This window comes from Mycobacterium sp. 1245852.3 (assembly GCF_001669335.1).
Lineage (GTDB): Bacteria > Actinomycetota > Actinomycetes > Mycobacteriales > Mycobacteriaceae > Mycobacterium > Mycobacterium europaeum_A.
Map to the genome: position 1 here is coordinate 1 of NZ_LZLL01000484.1, position 1,152 is coordinate 1,152.

Genomic DNA, 1,152 nt, shown 5'->3' on the forward strand with positions numbered 1-1,152 from the left:
ATGAGCAGTGGCCGCTCGCCGGGCGCAATTCTGCGGCGGGGGCTCACTTGCCGCTCCCGGGCTGTTTCGGCTTGGTCAGCACGGTGAGATCGTCGACGCGCCAAGCGTTTCCGGGGCCCTTGGCAAAGGCCACCCGCACCGTCGCGCTGATGTAGCGCTGCTCGGGCCCGACGCCGCGCCGGCCTTGCATGAAGATCAACATCGTTGCGCTGGACGGGGCGGCCGATTCGATCGAGCTGTTGGTGACCCAGTATTCGTTGATGACCGGGTGCCCTTTTTGCACCAGGTCCTGCTGGGCCGACAGCTGGGGCCGATACTTGTCGGTCGCCAGCGACAGCGCCCGACCGAAGTCATCGTGCAGCGACTTGGGGTCGTAGGTCAGCATCTGGGCAACGATTTTGGGCCCCTGCGTCGCCAGCTGGGCGCGGGTCTGGTCGGTCGCCCGGTCCTGCCAGTACCCCCCGAAGAAGCTCATCACGGCCCCGGCCAGGCAGAGCGCCGCCGCGCTTAGCACCGCGACCGCGCTCCAGCGCCGGATGTGGGGCGGCGACGCGTCCGGTGGGAGGCGTCGCACTTCGGTGCGTGCCAGCATGTCGGCGAAGGTGCGTCGGCGCGAATCCCACAGGGGCCAAAGCCATCCCACCAGCGACGCGGTATTGAGCAGGTGTGCGGCGTCCCGCAGCAGCAGCGTCCACAGGCCCGGTGCGTCTCCGGTGCGACGCGTCACCGCGACGCCCGCCAGAGCTCGGCCCAGGCTCCATCCGGTGATCACCGGCAGCAGCAACCGGTTGGCCAGCACCAGCAGGGTGACGATGCCGAGGACGGAAATGCTCAGCCACCACCACACACCCTGGGCCGGCACGGTACGCAGGACCAACGCCATCGTGAGGATGACGGCAAGGCCCGCCACCGCATCGACCGCGAACGCGCTGGCACGAGAATGCCACGGCGCCAAGGCTTCTCGCGGTGACTCCTGGATTGCCGGGGGCGCAGTCTGTTCGACCACCACCGTCACTTCGTCACCTGGTCGAGCTTGGAAATCTTGTACTGCCCTTCGGCGAACGCCATTTTCACGCGCAGCCGGTAGCCGGCCTCGTTCTGGTTCTGGTCGCTGGCCACCTTGACGCGCAGCGCGACGAGAATGTCGATCGA

1 protein-coding gene and 1 pseudogene are annotated in these 1,152 nt (G+C 67.8%); both read right to left on the minus strand.

All coding sequences use genetic code 11. The annotated features are described in order from the left end of the window. Positions 1-43: 43 nt before the first annotated feature. The gene (locus tag A9W96_RS21440) at positions 44-1,015 is read right to left on the minus strand and encodes an RDD family protein (protein ID WP_067142851.1); all 972 of its coding nucleotides are present in this window, start codon (positions 1,013-1,015) and stop codon (positions 44-46) included. Further along, positions 1,012-1,152, minus strand: a pseudogene (locus A9W96_RS21445) (Mce protein); the annotation flags it as partial. The pseudogene A9W96_RS21445 and the gene A9W96_RS21440, both read right to left, overlap by 4 nt.